Below are 15,601 nucleotides of genomic sequence, written 5' to 3' on the forward strand. Positions count from 1 at the left end.
GACGCTTTATTTCAGTTTTTTAATGCTGACGAATTTGTTTTCGGGCGTTAGCTCCATTTCAAAATAACCGTTGATGCCTTGTTTGGTCAAAAAAGTTTGAATCCTGCCCGCCGGAAAAGCGATTCTTCTGCCATCGTCGGCAATAACGGAAATGTTTTTGGCAATGCCTTGATAGACCTTAAAGTATTGGTCGTATGATAATTTTAGCGCAAAGCGGATGTATTGATGTTGGGTCATGATATGAAAGACAAGCCGGACATAGACTGTCCGGCATAGATTGAGTTAACGGTTATTTTGCAACGCGGCAATACGCTCTTCCAATGGCGGATGGCTCATAAACAACTTACTCACGCCACCGCCGTTAATGCCGAAAGCGGCCAATTGTCCCGGCAGGTCTTCCGCTTCGTGTCCGCGCTGTAAGGCACGCAGAGCGCCGATCATTTTTTCCCGTCCGGCCAGATTTGCGCCACCGGCATCTGCCTTGAATTCCCGGTAACGGGAGAACCACATGACCAGCATGGAAGCCAGAATTCCCAAAACGATTTGAGCCGCCATTTGGGTGATGTAATAAGCCGGACCGTAACCCCGTTCTGTTTTGAATACAACCCGGTCGATAAGGTGACCGATAATGGTCGCAAAAAAGTAAACAAAGGTATTTACCACACCCTGCATTAACGCCATCGTTACCATATCGCCGTTGGCAACATGACTGATTTCATGACCGACAACTGCTTCAACTTCATCGGCATTCATGTTTTGCAGTAAGCCGGTACTGACCGCGACCAACGCGCTGTTTTTGCTCATGCCGGTAGCAAAGGCGTTGGCATCAGGAGTCTGGAATATGCCGACTTCCGGCATGCCTATACCGGCTTGTCCGGCTTGTCTAGCCACGATGTCAAGCAACCATTGCTCGGTTTGATTTTGGGGTTGGTCGATAACGTGTACGCCCATTGCCCTTTTTGCCGACCATTTAGACATTGCCAAAGAAATAACGGAACCGGTCATACCGATTATTGCCGACATAACTAAAAGAGCGTTCAGGTTAAGGTCTATGCCTTGAGCATCCAGAGTGCTGCTCAAGCCTAAAACATTAAAAACAATACTGACCACAACCAATATCGCCGCATTGGTTGCAATAAAAAGAAAAATGCGCATCATATGTTTGAGCCTTTTGTAAGTTAAGATTTAATCGATATGGGGGTTGAATAACACATTCCAACCCTCCTAAGAATGCTAATATAACTTAAAGTTTATTAATGGAGGGTATTGTCATGAATATTATAAAAGTAATATTGTTTGCCTTGTTTTTAATTAATCCTTGTTTAACTTATGCGTTGCAAAAAAGTCATCAGGACATTTTAAAGAGACTGCATGTGCCCGCAGGCTTTACCCTGTCTGTTTTTGCCGATAACCTGCCCAATGCCCGCAGCTTGGCCTTGGGCGATAACGGCGTGGTGTTTGTAGGAACGGGATCTGAAGGCGCGATTTACGCCGTACAGGACAGCAATAACGATGGCGTAGCGGATCAGCGTTATGTCATCGCCCGCCATTTATTCATGCCTAATGGCGTTGCTTATAAGGACGGTTCTCTTTACGTGGCGGAGGTTAATCGCATTATTCGTTTTGACCGTATCACGCAGCAGTTAACTAAACCGCCTAAACCCGCTGTAGTTTACGATCAATTTCCATCAGAGCAGCATCACGGCTGGAAGTATCTGCGCTTTGGTCCCGACAATAAGCTGTACACTACCGTTGGAGCGCCGTGTAATATTTGCGAACCTGAAAAACCAATCTATTCTTCGCTGGTCAGGTTAAATGTCGACGGTAGCGGCTTTGAGATTCTTGCCAGAGGTATCAGAAGTTCGGTGGGTTTTGACTGGCAACCGGAAACCAATGTCTTGTTTTTTACCGATAATGGCCGCGATTACATGGGCGATGACCTACCGCCCGATGAGCTTAATCAATGGACTACTACCGGTGAACATTTTGGGTTTCCTTATTGTCATGGCGGTGATCTTCCTGATCCCGATCTTGCAGCAGATAAAACATGCCAACAATTTAGCGTTCCGGTATGGAAGTTTAAAGCGCATATGGCGCCGCTGGGACTGCGTTTTTATCGAGGCAAACAATTTCCTGCCGAGTTTAATAATCAGTTATTTGTAGCTCAGCACGGCTCATGGAACCGGTCTACACCGCAGGGCTATCGGGTTGCTTTGATAAAATTAAACCAAGGTAAACCCGTTTCGGAACAAGTTTTTATCGATGGCTGGTTAACCCGGGATTACGAGGTTCTTGGACGCCCTGTCGATATTCTGGACATGCCGGATGGCAGTTTGTTGATTAGCGATGATAAACTCGGAGTCATTTATAAAGTTGAATACAAAGGCAACCATGGATAAACAATTTGAAGTTCTAAACAAGGAAATCATTTATCAAGGGTTTTTCCGCGTGGAAAAATATCGCCTTAAACACACGATGTTTGGCGGAGGGTGGAGCTCTGAAATAACTCGCGAGTTATTCATGCGCGGCAGCTGCGTTGCGGTCTTGTTATATGATCCTCATGCCGACAAGGTGGTGCTGATCGAGCAGTTCAGAACAGGCGCAATTTTAAATCCTGATAAAGCCTGGCTTGTGGAGATTGTTGCAGGAGCAATTGAGGAGGGTGAATCTGCCGAGGAAGTCGCTTATCGGGAGTCTCTGGAAGAGGCGGGTTGCGAAATTCAGCAATTGATGGTCATCAATGAGTTTTATACCACGCCGGGCGGTTCATCGGAATGGATCACCCTGTTTTGCGGTAAAGTGGACAGCACTCAAGTAGGCGGCATTCATGGCTTAGACCATGAAGATGAAGATATATTGGTACGCGCTGTTGATTTTGATGAGGCCTATCTGATGCTGGAAAATGGCGACATAGAATCGGCAATACCCATTATCGCGATTCAATGGCTGGCATTGAATAGGCAGACACTTAAACTAAAATGGGAGGGTATAAAAAAGGAAGGGGTAAGGCTTTAACGCTTTTTACTCAAAAATTGTAACATTAAAGCTCTGCATAAGTTTTACAGAGCTTCAACGCACTAACTATTAGTCAACTATCTTGCATTTTTCCCGTGAAGCATCTACTCGATCACGTAGTTCTTTACCAGGCTTAAAATGCGGTACATGTTTTTTTGATAATGCTACTGATTCACCTGTTTTAGGGTTACGCCCCATACGAGGAGGACGCAAATGTAGTGAAAAACTACCAAAACCCCTAATCTCGATTCGTTCACCGGAAGATAACGCCTGATTCATTTGTTCAATGATGCATTTGACCGCTATTTCTACATCTTTTTGTGCCAGGTGCGGCTGATGTTTGGCAAGTGCTTCAATTAATTCTGATTTTGTCACATTCTATCCTGCGAAAACAAATAAAATTAAAGGGGTATGCATGAGCGCATACCCCTCATGATTTTTATTTTTCCATCTGCTTAAAGATATCAGCGAAAGTAGGTGCGCCAATCGTTTGCTGAGAATGATCTTTAATAGTATGAGACTCTTCATCGCTATCTTTAGCTTTAATAGATAAAGAAATTGATTTGCTTTTCTTATCTACGCCGATGAATTTCGCTTCAAGTTCATCACCTTCTTTTAACAAGGTTCTGGCATCTTCAACGCGATCACGTTGAATTTCAGAAGCTCGCAAATAACCTTCAACGTTATCAGCTAAAGTAATAACCGCGCCCTTGGCATCAACTTCTTTAACCGTTCCTTTTACCAAGCTACCTTTTTCATGAGTAGCCAGGAAGTTTTGGAATGGATCTTGTTCAAGTTGCTTGATACCTAAAGAGATACGCTCACGCTCAGAATCAACCGCTAAAATAACAGTTTCCAGTTCATCGCCTTTCTTGAATTCACGAACCGAAGCTTCGCCTTCATCTGCCCAAGAAATATCAGACATATGAACCAGACCGTCGATGCCGCCATCCAGACCGATGAAAATACCAAAATCAGTAATTGATTTGATTTTTCCTGAGATTTTGTCGCCTTTGTTGTGCGTTGCGGCAAATTCGTCCCAAGGATTGGTTTTGCATTGTTTCATGCCTAAAGAAATACGACGACGTTCTTCATCGATTTCCAGAACCATAACTTCGACTTCATCGCCTAATTGAACGAGTTTAGAAGGATTAACGTTTTTGTTGGTCCAATCCATTTCGGAAACGTGAACCAAGCCTTCTACGCCTTCTTCAATTTCAACAAAGCAGCCGTAATCGGTTAGGTTGTTGACTTTACCGAATACACGTGTGCCGGCTGGGTAGCGACGGGCGATGTTTTGCCATGGATCTTCACCCATTTGTTTCATGCCTAATGAAACACGGTTTTTATCTTTGTCGTATTTCAGAACTTTAACTTTAATTTCTTGACCGATTTCTACACACTCGGACGGATGACGCACGCGTCTCCATGCCATATCGGTGATGTGTAACAGACCGTCAATACCGCCAAGATCGATAAACGCGCCGTAATCGGTCAGATTTTTAACCACACCGGTAACAACTGCGCCTTCTTCCAGCGTTTTCAGCAATTCTTCTCTTTCGGCGCTGTATTCTTTTTCTACAACAGCACGACGAGACAGAACCACGTTGTTGCGTTTTTGATCGATTTTTATAACTTTGAATTCCAGATCACGATTTTCCAGGAAAGTCGTATCTCTGATTGGGCGAACATCAACCAATGAACCAGGCAAGAAAGCACGTAATGCACCCACAGCCACGGTGAAACCACCGCGAACTTTACCGGTAATACGACCGATAATGGTTGCTTCTTTTTCAAACGCATTTTCAAGTTCGGACCAAGCTTTATTTTTCTTCGCTTTATCACGAGAAAGAAGTGTAGCACCCAGGCCGTCTTCAAATAAATCAAGGGCAACCTCGACTTCGTCGCCAATGGCAACTTCTAATTCGCCATCGTTATTTAGAAACTGCCATTTTGGAATGACACCTTCAGATTTAGAATGCGTACTGACGATGACCATATCGTTTTCGATATCAACAACCGTACCCATTAACATGGCACCAGGACGCATTTCCGTCTTGATTAGACTTTCTTCAAATAATTCAGCAAAGCTTTCGCTCATTTTCCATTCCCAAGCCTGTCGAAACACGAACAAGCCTTTTCTTTATCAAAGTTAAAAAAAGACCACACCCAAACCATTTTGAGGTGATCACGTAAAAAATCCTTAACGGATTAAATTCAGTACTTCTTCAATAACAGATTCCAGTGTCATATCGGAAGAATCGATATAAAGCGCGTCACTCGCCATAGCTAACGGAGCGGTTTTACGCCCCATATCCCGACGATCACGTTCTTCTATCTCATTGGTTATTTTTACTAGATTAGCATCAATCCCTTTTTCTATCAACTGTTTATATCGCCTTTTGGCTCTTTCGGTAGAGCTGGCGGTTAAAAACACCTTATTTTCAGCCTCAGGAAAAACTACCGTTCCCATATCGCGACCGTCTGCAACCAGTCCCGGCAACTGTTTAAAATCTTTCTGTTTTTGCAATAAAACGTTCCTGACTTCCGGAAGGGCTGCAACGATGGAAGCAGCATTACCTGTACTTTCAAAACCTAGTTGGGCGGTTATGTCTTCCCCATCCAGCCTGACGACCAATTCATCACCGCAATCAAACTCCAGCATCATCGCCTGGGCTATATTGACAATGGCAGCTTCATCTTCCAAATCAACTTGTTGTTTTAACGCTGAAACCGCCAGTGAGCGGTAGATAGAGCCGCTATCCAGATAGTTCCAGCCCAGCTTTTTCGCTACCGCCCTGCTGACCGTGCCTTTTCCGGCACCGCTAGGACCGTCAATGGTTAGTACAGGAACAGTCACTATTCTTCCCTGCAAACAAGATCAAGACCCAAGCGCTTGGCCAAGTCCCTAAACTCGGGAAATGATGTATTCACATTTTCGCAATCACGAATAGTAATCGGCGAATTAGCGCGCAACCCGGCAATTGAAAACGACATTGCAATTCTGTGATCGCCATGCGATATAACCTCACCGCCACCAATCGAACCGCCCTGAATAATCATGCCATCCTCAGTTGACTGAGCGTCTACGCCCAATATTTGCAAGCCGTCCGCCATGACCTGAATACGATCCGACTCTTTTACCCTGAGTTCTTCCGCGCCGGTTAACCGTGTTTGACCTTCCGCACAAGCTGCAGCAACAAACAATACCGGGAACTCATCAATAGCCAGCGGCACCAAAGTCTCGGGAATATCTATGCCTTTAAGAGGACTGTAAACAACATGCAAATCGGCTACCGGCTCGCCGCCGACAGTGCGCTCATTAAGAACTTCAATGTTGGCGCCCATCAACCTGAGGATGTCGATGACTCCGGTACGCGTAGGATTAATGCCGACATGCTTTAATAGCAGATCGGAACCCGGCGCAATCGATGCCCCGACCAGAAAAAATGCCGCCGATGAAATATCGCTGGGCACATCAATATCGGTTGCTGTTAAACGGCCTTCGGCGGTAATGCTGACCTTATTGCTTTCTTGCTTCACCGGATAATTAAATCCGGTCAGCATACGCTCGGTATGATCGCGGGTAGGCGCAGGCTCGGTAACGCTGGTTACACCTTGCGCGTACATGCCTGCCAGCAGCAGACAGGACTTGACCTGTGCGCTGGCTATCGGCATCGCGTAATCAATGCCGACCAACTGCCCTGCCCTGCCCGTAATATGAAGAGGTGCCGTACCGCGCTCAGTCGTTTTTATATCGGCCCCCATTGCTGCCAATGGCTCCGTGACTCTTTTCATCGGCCTGCCGGACAATGATTTATCGCCGGTTAATACCGAGTTGAATGACTGACCTGCCAATAAACCGCTCAGCAAACGCATTGATGTCCCTGAGTTGCCCAGATACAAATCATTTTTAGGCGCTTTCAAGCCGTGCTTGCCGACTCCGTGTATAGTCAATTCGCCATTAACCGGACCTTCAATTTCAACGCCCATATCGCGAAAAGCCTGCAAAGTTGCCAGCGCATCTTCCGCTTCGAGAAAGCCTTTTACATGAGTTACACCTTCTGCCAGCGAACCCAGCATGATTGAACGGTGCGACATGGATTTATCACCGGGCACACGTGCCTCGCCTTGTAACACACCACCTGGTTGAACCTGAAATGTTATTGATTTTGACATATTAATTATTATCGAACTGGTCAAGAAAGCGTTGCCGTGCATTTCTGGCATACGTAAAGGTTTCAAAAAGTTGCCGGGTATCGTTAGTTTCCAGCAAGCGTTGTATTTTATCCAATTCTCCCTTTAACTGCTCAATTAAAGGGATGATCTCGTCTTTATTGGCGGCGCAAATATCTTTCCACATAGTCGGATCGCTCGAAGCAATCCGGGTAAAATCCTTGAAGCCGCCAGCCGCGTATTGAAAAATCTCGCTCTGCTCGTCTTTATGGCCGAGCATATCGACCAAAGCAAAGGCCAGAATATGCGGTAAATGACTGGTCGCCGCCAACACGCCGTCATGATGGCTCACATCCATCACCGACACCAACGACCCCAGCCGTTCCCAGAAACATTGGATTTTTTGCACCGCTTCCGGCTTGGTATTGCCGACCGGCGTGATAATCAATCGTTTATTCAGAAACAAATCGTCTACTGAAGCGGTAACGCCGCTTTGTTCCGCTCCGGCAATCGGATGAGCGGGAACCAGATTATCTGGAACAATGCCGAAAACCCGCTCTGCAGCGTTAATAACACTGCCCTTGGTGCTACCGACATCGGTATAAATTGCATCATCCGACCACAACGGCTTAAGCTGAGTAAAAATACTTTCGATACTCGCAACAGGCGTGGCAATCACAACGCAATCGGCGCCTTGAACAGCTTTGTCCAGGTCCAGCGTATAGTCATCAATAACGCCCAACCGCTTTGCCGTTTGCAGATTTTGCTCGTCCTGCTGACGACCATATCCGACTATGTTATTACTCAAACTCTGCTGCCGCGCGGCGCGAGCGATAGAGCCGCCAATCAAGCCGACACCGATAACGCAAATCCGGTTAAACATTAGGCAGATAAAATTTCAGTTAATGCCTGCAGAAACAGCTGATTTTCCGCATGCGTACCTATAGTAATACGCAGATGATTGGGTAATTCATAGACACCGACCGGCCTGACGATAACGCCTTTACGCAGCAAAGCCTCGTAAATCGGCATGCCAGGTTGTTTCAGGTCGACCAACACAAAGTTACCTGCCGATGGAATCCATTCCAGCTCCAGTTTTTTAAAGCCTTCGGTTATAAATCGCATGCCTTGGGCATTAACTGAAATAGTGTTCTGCAAATGCTCAGTATCTGTTAACGCCGCTTCGGCGGCAGCTAAAGCCAGCATATTATTATTAAAGGGTTGGCGCACACGATTCAGGATGTCAGCTAGCTGGGGACTGGATAAACCATAGCCGACGCGCAGGCCGGCAAGACCGTAAGCCTTGGAAAAGGTACGGGTAATTAATAAATTAGGATATTTTTTCAGCCAAACGATTGAATTATCGGCGCTTTGATCACCAACAAATTCACAATAAGCTTCATCAAGTACGCACACGCAAGTGTCCGGCAGCGCCTGAATAAATGACTCCAAACTGACATGATCCAGCAATGTGCCGGTAGGATTATTGGGGTTCGCTATAAATACCAGCCGCGTTTTGTCGGTTACTCTTTGCAGCATGGCATCCAGATCGTGGCCGTAATGCAAAGCAGGAGCTACAACCGCCGTAGCGCCAACTGCTTGAGTTACTATGGGATATACTGCAAAAGCATGTTGCGAAAAAACAACTTCAAATTCCGGCGTCAAAAACGCCCTTGCTACCAGCTCCAGAATCTCATTGGAACCATTTCCCAGAGTAATCTGGTTCATATCGACAGCATATTTTTTAGCTAAAGCGAGCTTTAAATTAAAGCCATTACCATCCGGATACAAGGCCAAATCCTTTAAAGTGGCCTGGATCGCAGCCAAGGCTTTTTTTCCAGGCCCTAAAGGATTTTCATTGGATGCAAGCTTTATGATGTTAGAAAGCCCCAGCTCGCGCTCAAGTTCTTCAATCGGCTTGCCGGGCGTATAAGGGATAAGCTTTTGCACGCCAGCCACGGCAAGGCTGTAAATTTTATCAGTGTTGTTCATGGAGTTTGTTTGGGAGTGTTTAAAACTCATGCCGAAAGGATGAGAAAGAAATGTTAGAGTACGGCTTTAGGATAAGAACCCAAAAGCTTGAGCATGTTAACGTTGTCATTCAATAGTGCCAAAGCTTGGGCGACATCATCATCTTCACAGTGACCTTCAATATCAATAAAAAACACATAATCCCATAATCCCTGACGTGAAGGCCTGGATTCAATATGCACCATACCAATATTCAATCTAGCGAAAGGCTCAAGTATTCTATGCAACGCACCGGGTTGATTGCCTGTAGAAACAACCAGCGAGGTTTTATCGTTACCCGTAGAAGACGATATTTGCTGTCCGATAATGATAAAACGGGTAGTATTATTGGGTTCGTCTTCGATATTTTTTTCGATGACATTTAATTTATAAATCTCAGCTGCAACAATGCCGGCTATCGCAACGGCCTGTTTATTGGCTGATGCTAATCTTGCAGCCTCGGTGTTACTGTTGACCGCAGTTCGTTTGGCATTCGGCAGATGGGTATCCAGCCACTGCCGACACTGCGCCAGAGATTGCTGATGCGAAAACACCTCGGTTACTTCGTCCAGGCTATCCACCAGACCCAACAAGTTTTGATGCACCCTGATTTCAACTTCGCCGCATATTTTCAGCGGTGAATTCAAAAATCTGTCCAGCGTATGGCTAATGACACCCTCGGTAGAGTTTTCGACAGGTACGACGCCGAACTGGCAGTTGCCGTTTTCCACCACATTAAAGATATCGTTAATGGTTGCAGCCGGTATGGTTTTAACTGCTGAGCCGAAATGTTTAATTGCGGCTTGCTGGGTAAATGTACCCTCGGGGCCTAAATACGCCACATCCAAAGGTTTTTCGAGTGCTAAACACGCCGACATCAACTCCCTGAAAAAGTGAGCCACCGTATTATCGGATAAAGGCCCCTGATTTAAGTCTTTAATGCGCCGCAATACCAATGACTCGCGATCCGGGCGGTAAAATGTTCCCTGCTCACCCTGAGCAATCTTGGTCTTGGCGACTTCCATTGCACAAGACGCACGCTGATTAATCAATTGCAGAATCTGCTTGTCGATTGTATCAATATTGTCTCTTAATTCAGAAAGGGGTGTGACAGATGACATGATGGCCTGATTCAATTATTTAGGTTTTCGATTAGTGGTTACGTTCAAATTCAGCCATAAAATCGATCAAGGCCTGCACACCGGCTTCCGGCATCGCATTATAAATACTCGCCCGCATACCGCCCACTGAACGATGACCTTTCAACTCAAACAGGCCATTGGCTTCCGCTGCCGCCAAAAAGGGTTTATCCAAATTTTCGTCGGCCAGAATAAACGGCACGTTCATACGTGAACGGGACGCAATTTCTACAGGATTGGAATACAAAGCCGACTGGTCGATGGCCTGATACAGTTTCGCCGCTTTAGCGATATTGCGTTGCTCAATAGCCTCGACACCGCCCTGCTCTTTTAACCATTTAAGCACCAGTCCGACTAAATACCAGTTATAGGTTGCTGGTGTGTTCAGCATGGATTGGTTTTTTGCCTGCTCGGCATAGTTAAAAACAGAAGGCACTGTTTTAGGCGCATGACCGACTAAATCGTCCCTGACGACCACTACGGTAACGCCCGCAGGACCCATGTTTTTCTGCGTTCCAGCATAAATCAAGCCGTACTGACTGACGTCAATCTTGCGGGATAAAATATTCGATGACATATCCGATACCAGCGGCAAGCCCTTGCTGTCGGGACAAGACTGAAACTCCACACCGTGAATGGTTTCATTCGAGGTATAGTGCAGATAAGCGGCTTCACTGTCGATTGCCCAGCTTGAAGCCTCCGGAATCGTGGTGAATTTTGTATTCTCCGAACTGGCGCTGACCACCACATCGCAATAAGCCCCTGCATCCTTGATGGATTTTTCCGACCAAGCACCTGTATTCAGGTAACAGGCTTTGGCTTTGCCGTTCAGGATGTTCTGAGGTATCAGCGAAAACTGCGCCGATGCGCCGCCTTGCAGGAACAAAACTTTATAGTTTTCAGGAACAGCCAGCAACGCTCTCAGGTCGCTTTCCAGTTCTTCGGCAATAAGTGAGAAATGCTTGCCGCGATGGCTCATTTCCATGACCGACATGCCGCTATCGCGCCATTCCAGCATTTCTTGTTGTGCTTGCTGCAATACCGATTCAGGAAATGCAGACGGGCCTGCGCTAAAATTATAAACTCTGGACATTACGATTCTTCTCCTGATTCAATATCGTCATTTGTTATTTCTTCCGATGCACCCTGTTCTGATTCGACACCTTCCAAAAGAACATCTTCATCGGCATCGTCCACCCCTGCCAAGCCTTCGATACGGTCAACGCCGATCACTTTTTCATTTTTACCCAGCTTGATAATGGTCACGCCCTGGGTATTCCGCCCAACCACAGAAATGCCGTCAACTGGTGTCCGCACCAAGGTGCCGCCATCGGTAATCAGCATGATTTCGTCATTGTCGTTGACCAGCACGGCGCCAACCACAGCGCCGTTGCGCGCGGATGTTTGTATCGCAATCAGACCCTGGCCGCCGCGTTTATGGCAGGTAAACTCTTCCAGTTTGGTGCGCTTGCCGTAGCCGTTCTCGGTAATATTCAGCACCGTACCTTCGGTCGAGATAATCAGGGAAATGACTTTTTGCCCTTCCTGCAAACGAATTCCGCGCACACCGGACGCCGTTCTGCCCATGGAGCGCACATCCGCTTCATTAAAACAGACCGCCTTGCCGGTGCTGCTAAATAACAGCACGTTTTGCTGGCCGTCGGTCACGGCAACGCCCACCAGCGTATCGTCTTCCCTTAAATCGATGGCGATTTTACCGTTAGCGCGCTGACGCTCGAATTCTTTAAGCGGAGTCTTTTTAACGGTCCCCGCCGATGTCGCCATAAAAATGAATTTAGTGTCGGTGAATTCGCGTATCGGCAATATCGCATTGATTTTTTCGCCTTGCTCCAGCGGCAGTAGATTGACGAAAGGCTTGCCTCTGGCCGCACGACTCGCAACCGGCAATTGATAGACCTTAAGCCAGTAAACCTTGCCCCGCGAGGAGAAACATAAAATAGTATCGTGAGTATTGGCTACAATCAGCTTATCGACATAATCCAGCTCTTTAGTGGCTGTCGCCGATTTGCCGCGACCGCCGCGCCGTTGCGCCTTGTAGTCGCTCAAAGGCTGAGACTTGACATAGCCTTCGTGCGACATGGTCACCACCATATCTTCTTCGGTAATCAAATCTTCATCGGACAAATCCGAATGATTTTGTAAAATTTCCGTGCGCCGTTCGTCGGAATACTGCTCTTTGATAGCGACCAGCTCTTCCCTGATGATTTCCATCAGGCGGACATCGCTACCCAAAATAAACAGGTACTCGTCAATCTGTTCCAGCAGCTGCTTGTATTCATTAACTATTTTATCCTGCTCCAGACCGGTCAAGCGATGTAGACGCAAATCGAGAATAGCCTGAGCCTGGGTTTCAGACAGGCGATAAATCCCTGCATGAATACCGAAAGCCACCGGCAAATCTTCCGGCCGGGAACGATCCGCATCGGCACGTTCCAGCAGTGCAGAAACCAGTCCTGCATCCCAGTTTTTTTCCAACAATCCGACTTTAGCCTCGGCCGGATTGGCAGCCGCTTTAATCAGCGCAATCATCTCGTCGATATTGGCTAAAGCAACCGCAAGTCCTTCTAAAATATGCGCTCTTTCCCTGGCCCTGCGCAGATTATAAATCGTTCTGCGGGTGACGATTTCCCGTCTGTGATTAATAAAGGCACTGATAATCTCGCGAAGATTCATGCAATGCGGACGGCCATCCAGCAGGGCAACCATATTGATGCCGAACACGGTCTGGAATTGCGTCTGCTTGTACAGATTATTTAACACCACCTCGGGCATTTCGCCGCGACGCAGCTCAATGACCATGCGCATGCCATCCTTGTCCGATTCGTCGCGCAGACCGGAAATGCCTTCAAGTTTGCCTTCTTTAACCAGTTCGGCAATCTTCTCCAGCAGTCTGGCCTTGTTGACCTGATAGGGTAATTCAGTGGTAATAATCGCCTGACGACTGCTGTCGCCGATGTCTTCAAAATGGCATCGTGCGCGTAGATAGATTTTGCCGCGGCCGGTGGTATAGGCATTGTAAATACCGGAAGCACCGTTAATAATGGCCGCCGTAGGAAAATCGGGCCCTGGGATATGAGCCATCAAATCATGCACAGTAAGATCGGGCTGATCGATCATCGCCAGACAGGCGCTGATCACTTCAGTTAAATTATGCGGCGGAATATTGGTCGCCATACCCACTGCAATACCGGATGAACCGTTAATCAATAAAGTCGGTACGCGGGTCGGCAATACCTTAGGCTCGGACTCCGATTCGTCATAGTTGGGCGCAAAATCGACGGTTTCCTTGTCCAGATCGGCCAGCAATTCATGGGCAATCTTCGACATGCGCACTTCGGTATAACGCATCGCCGCAGGCGAGTCGCCGTCAACCGAACCGAAATTGCCCTGCCCGTCGATCAGCATATAGCGCATGGAGAAATTCTGCGCCATTCGCACCATGGTGTCGTAAACCGCCGTGTCGCCATGAGGGTGGTATTTACCGATCACGTCACCGACTACACGCGCTGATTTTTTATAAGGTTTGTTCCAGTCATTGCCTAACTCGCTCATCGCATATAGCACACGGCGATGTACCGGCTTAAGGCCGTCTCTGACATCTGGAAGGGCTCGACCGACGATAACGCTCATGGCGTAATCGAGATAGGACTGTTTCATCTCGTCTTCGAGATTAACAGGTATTATTTCTTTAGCGAAGTTTGACATTGATCCCTATATACAGTGTGCCGTTAATACATGCCGGCATGGTTTCGTGACTAAGTATGAACACACTTTTCCTGATTTTTTTCGTTTAAGTGTAACTACATGACACGAAATAAGCGTCAGATTATAGCAAATTGTCTCAATTGTGTCGAAGCTGATAGTGTTTTATATCAAGGCAACTTATTGGGGAATGCAATCCACATTTGTCGACATTAAGTTTCTATTCTTCAGGCACTTATTGTCAGGCGAATATTTCCGTCAAAAAGTTTTGCATCGCTACCCATGAACGTCGGTCTGCAGCGGGCTGGTAGACAGTACCGAATGCCGGATTATTGGCGAGCGGATTGGTGAATCCATGCATGGTATGACCGTAAGTATGCAACTGCCAATCCGCGCCCGCTTCGGTCATTTCCTGCTCAAAGGCAAGCACTTGCTCAATCGGAACCAGCGGATCATCCCGACCACGCAAAGCCAGGATTTTTGCCTTGATGGCGTTACCCTGAGTATTATCCGGCGCATTCAGCAGTCCATGAAAACTGACTACGCCTTTAATGTCAACGCCAGTCCTGGCCAGATCAAGCGAACACAAGCCGCCAAAACAAAATCCAATCGCTGCGATTTTGCTATCGTCAACCCAGGGCATCAATTTCACAGCGGACAAAGCCGCTTTCATGCGTTTTTGCAGCATTGCCCGGTCAGCCATAAAAGGCTGCATGAGCTTCATGTTTTCTTCCGGACCCGAGCCTAAAACACCTTTGCCATACATATCAACCGCAAAACCGACATAGCCCAAAGCGGCGAGTTTTTTAGCTTTCTCGGCAACAAAATCATCCCTTCCGGCCCATGTATGGTTAATTAAAACGGTAGGTCTGCGACCTGAAAGAGCATCATCAAATGCAAAAAAAGCTTCCAACACTACGTCGCCATCCAGATAAATTACGGTATTCGATATAATTGCCATGACATTATCCTTTTTGTTTAATGTTGCCCGATTCCCGCAAGGCTTTTAAAAAACCGGCAGAGGCCTCTTCTATCATATCCAGCACTCTCTCAAAACCGTATGCACCGCCATAGTAAGGATCGGGCACCTGACGTTCGTTTAAGTGTGGCGCGTAATCGAGAAAATATTTGATTTTGGCTTTATATTGCTCGGGACAAGCATTAATCAGTATTGAATAATTTTCATCATCCATTGCCAGCAAAAAATCGAAATCCTCAAAATCTCCGTTAATGACTTTTCTGGCTCGCAAAGCGGACAAATCAATGCCCCGCTCAAGAGCTGCCGCTTGTGAACGCAAGTCGGGCTCATTGCCGACATGATGCGCATGGGTACCGGCTGAATCGATAATAAAATGCGCTTCCAAATTATGATCCCTGACCAGTTTAGTAAAAACGCCTTCAGCCGTGGGTGATCGACAAATATTGCCCAGACAGACGAAAAGAACCTTTATTTTTTTCATATTGAATAAGACCGATGAGTTAACCGTAATGGCGCATATTGTAACCGCCCGAATCTAAAAAATCAGTTAGCGTATCGT

The 15,601-nt window shown here is 46.8% G+C and carries 15 protein-coding genes; 2 read left to right on the forward strand and 13 right to left on the reverse strand.

Going from position 1 to position 15,601, the window contains the following annotated elements; translation table 11 throughout:
- Positions 1-6 precede the first annotated feature (6 nt).
- Together Q8L79_RS17215 and htpX are read right to left on the reverse strand one after the other, a co-directional pair.
- Positions 7-237 carry a DUF2835 domain-containing protein gene (locus Q8L79_RS17215; RefSeq protein WP_305273748.1) on the reverse strand — a complete coding sequence of 77 codons (231 nt, stop codon included), beginning with the start codon at positions 235-237 and terminating at the stop codon, positions 7-9.
- Positions 238-282: 45 nt separating this feature from the next.
- Positions 283-1,158 carry a protease HtpX gene (gene htpX / locus Q8L79_RS17220; protein ID WP_305273750.1) on the reverse strand — a complete coding sequence of 292 codons (876 nt, stop codon included), beginning with the start codon at positions 1,156-1,158 and terminating at the stop codon, positions 283-285.
- Positions 1,159-1,271: 113 nt separating this feature from the next.
- Here htpX and Q8L79_RS17225 point away from each other — a divergent pair, with 113 nt between their 5' ends.
- Together Q8L79_RS17225 and Q8L79_RS17230 are read left to right on the forward strand one after the other, a co-directional pair.
- Entirely contained in the window at positions 1,272-2,399 is a 1,128-nt protein-coding gene (locus Q8L79_RS17225) for a sorbosone dehydrogenase family protein (RefSeq protein ID WP_305273753.1), read from the forward strand.
- The gene (locus Q8L79_RS17230) at positions 2,392-3,015 is read left to right on the forward strand and encodes an NUDIX domain-containing protein (protein WP_305273755.1); all 624 of its coding nucleotides are present in this window, start codon (positions 2,392-2,394) and stop codon (positions 3,013-3,015) included. Before Q8L79_RS17225 ends, Q8L79_RS17230 begins: the two co-directional genes overlap by 8 nt.
- Positions 3,016-3,084: 69 nt before the next feature.
- Here the strand turns inward: Q8L79_RS17230 and Q8L79_RS17235 are convergent, their stop codons facing one another.
- The 11 genes from Q8L79_RS17235 to Q8L79_RS17285 form a co-directional block, all read right to left on the reverse strand.
- Positions 3,085-3,390 (reverse strand): integration host factor subunit beta, encoded by a 306-nt coding sequence (locus Q8L79_RS17235; RefSeq protein ID WP_006893893.1) that lies wholly within the window; start codon positions 3,388-3,390, stop codon positions 3,085-3,087.
- 64 nt (positions 3,391-3,454) lie between these two features.
- Complete coding sequence (gene rpsA / locus Q8L79_RS17240) at positions 3,455-5,116, reverse strand: 30S ribosomal protein S1 (RefSeq protein ID WP_305273759.1); 1,662 nt, start codon at positions 5,114-5,116, stop codon at positions 3,455-3,457.
- A 102-nt stretch (positions 5,117-5,218) separates the two neighbouring features.
- A complete protein-coding gene (cmk, locus tag Q8L79_RS17245) occupies positions 5,219-5,875 on the reverse strand; it encodes a (d)CMP kinase (RefSeq protein WP_305273761.1) in 657 nt (218 codons plus the stop codon).
- A complete protein-coding gene (aroA, locus tag Q8L79_RS17250; protein WP_305273763.1) occupies positions 5,875-7,194 on the reverse strand; it encodes a 3-phosphoshikimate 1-carboxyvinyltransferase in 1,320 nt (439 codons plus the stop codon). The genes cmk and aroA overlap by 1 nt, the downstream gene beginning before the upstream one ends.
- A 1-nt stretch (position 7,195) precedes the next feature.
- Complete coding sequence (locus Q8L79_RS17255) at positions 7,196-8,074, reverse strand: prephenate dehydrogenase/arogenate dehydrogenase family protein (RefSeq protein WP_305273765.1); 879 nt, start codon at positions 8,072-8,074, stop codon at positions 7,196-7,198.
- Positions 8,074-9,183, reverse strand: coding sequence for a histidinol-phosphate transaminase (gene hisC, locus Q8L79_RS17260; RefSeq protein WP_305273767.1), 1,110 nt, complete (start codon positions 9,181-9,183; stop codon positions 8,074-8,076). Before hisC ends, Q8L79_RS17255 begins: the two co-directional genes overlap by 1 nt.
- 53 nt (positions 9,184-9,236) lie before the next feature.
- Positions 9,237-10,322 (reverse strand): prephenate dehydratase, encoded by a 1,086-nt coding sequence (gene pheA, locus Q8L79_RS17265; protein WP_305273769.1) that lies wholly within the window; start codon positions 10,320-10,322, stop codon positions 9,237-9,239.
- 31 nt (positions 10,323-10,353) lie between these two features.
- Complete coding sequence (serC, locus tag Q8L79_RS17270) at positions 10,354-11,433, reverse strand: 3-phosphoserine/phosphohydroxythreonine transaminase (protein ID WP_305273771.1); 1,080 nt, start codon at positions 11,431-11,433, stop codon at positions 10,354-10,356.
- Positions 11,433-14,066 (reverse strand): DNA gyrase subunit A, encoded by a 2,634-nt coding sequence (gene gyrA, locus Q8L79_RS17275; protein ID WP_305273773.1) that lies wholly within the window; start codon positions 14,064-14,066, stop codon positions 11,433-11,435. The genes serC and gyrA overlap by 1 nt, the downstream gene beginning before the upstream one ends.
- Positions 14,067-14,304: 238 nt before the next feature.
- Positions 14,305-15,024 (reverse strand): dienelactone hydrolase family protein, encoded by a 720-nt coding sequence (locus Q8L79_RS17280; protein ID WP_305273775.1) that lies wholly within the window; start codon positions 15,022-15,024, stop codon positions 14,305-14,307.
- Positions 15,025-15,028: 4 nt separating this feature from the next.
- Positions 15,029-15,523 carry a low molecular weight protein-tyrosine-phosphatase gene (locus tag Q8L79_RS17285; RefSeq protein WP_305273776.1) on the reverse strand — a complete coding sequence of 165 codons (495 nt, stop codon included), beginning with the start codon at positions 15,521-15,523 and terminating at the stop codon, positions 15,029-15,031.
- Between the last annotated feature and the right edge of the window lie 78 nt (positions 15,524-15,601).

Source organism: Methylobacter sp. (genome assembly GCF_030680395.1).
Taxonomy (GTDB): domain Bacteria; phylum Pseudomonadota; class Gammaproteobacteria; order Methylococcales; family Methylomonadaceae; genus Methylobacter_A.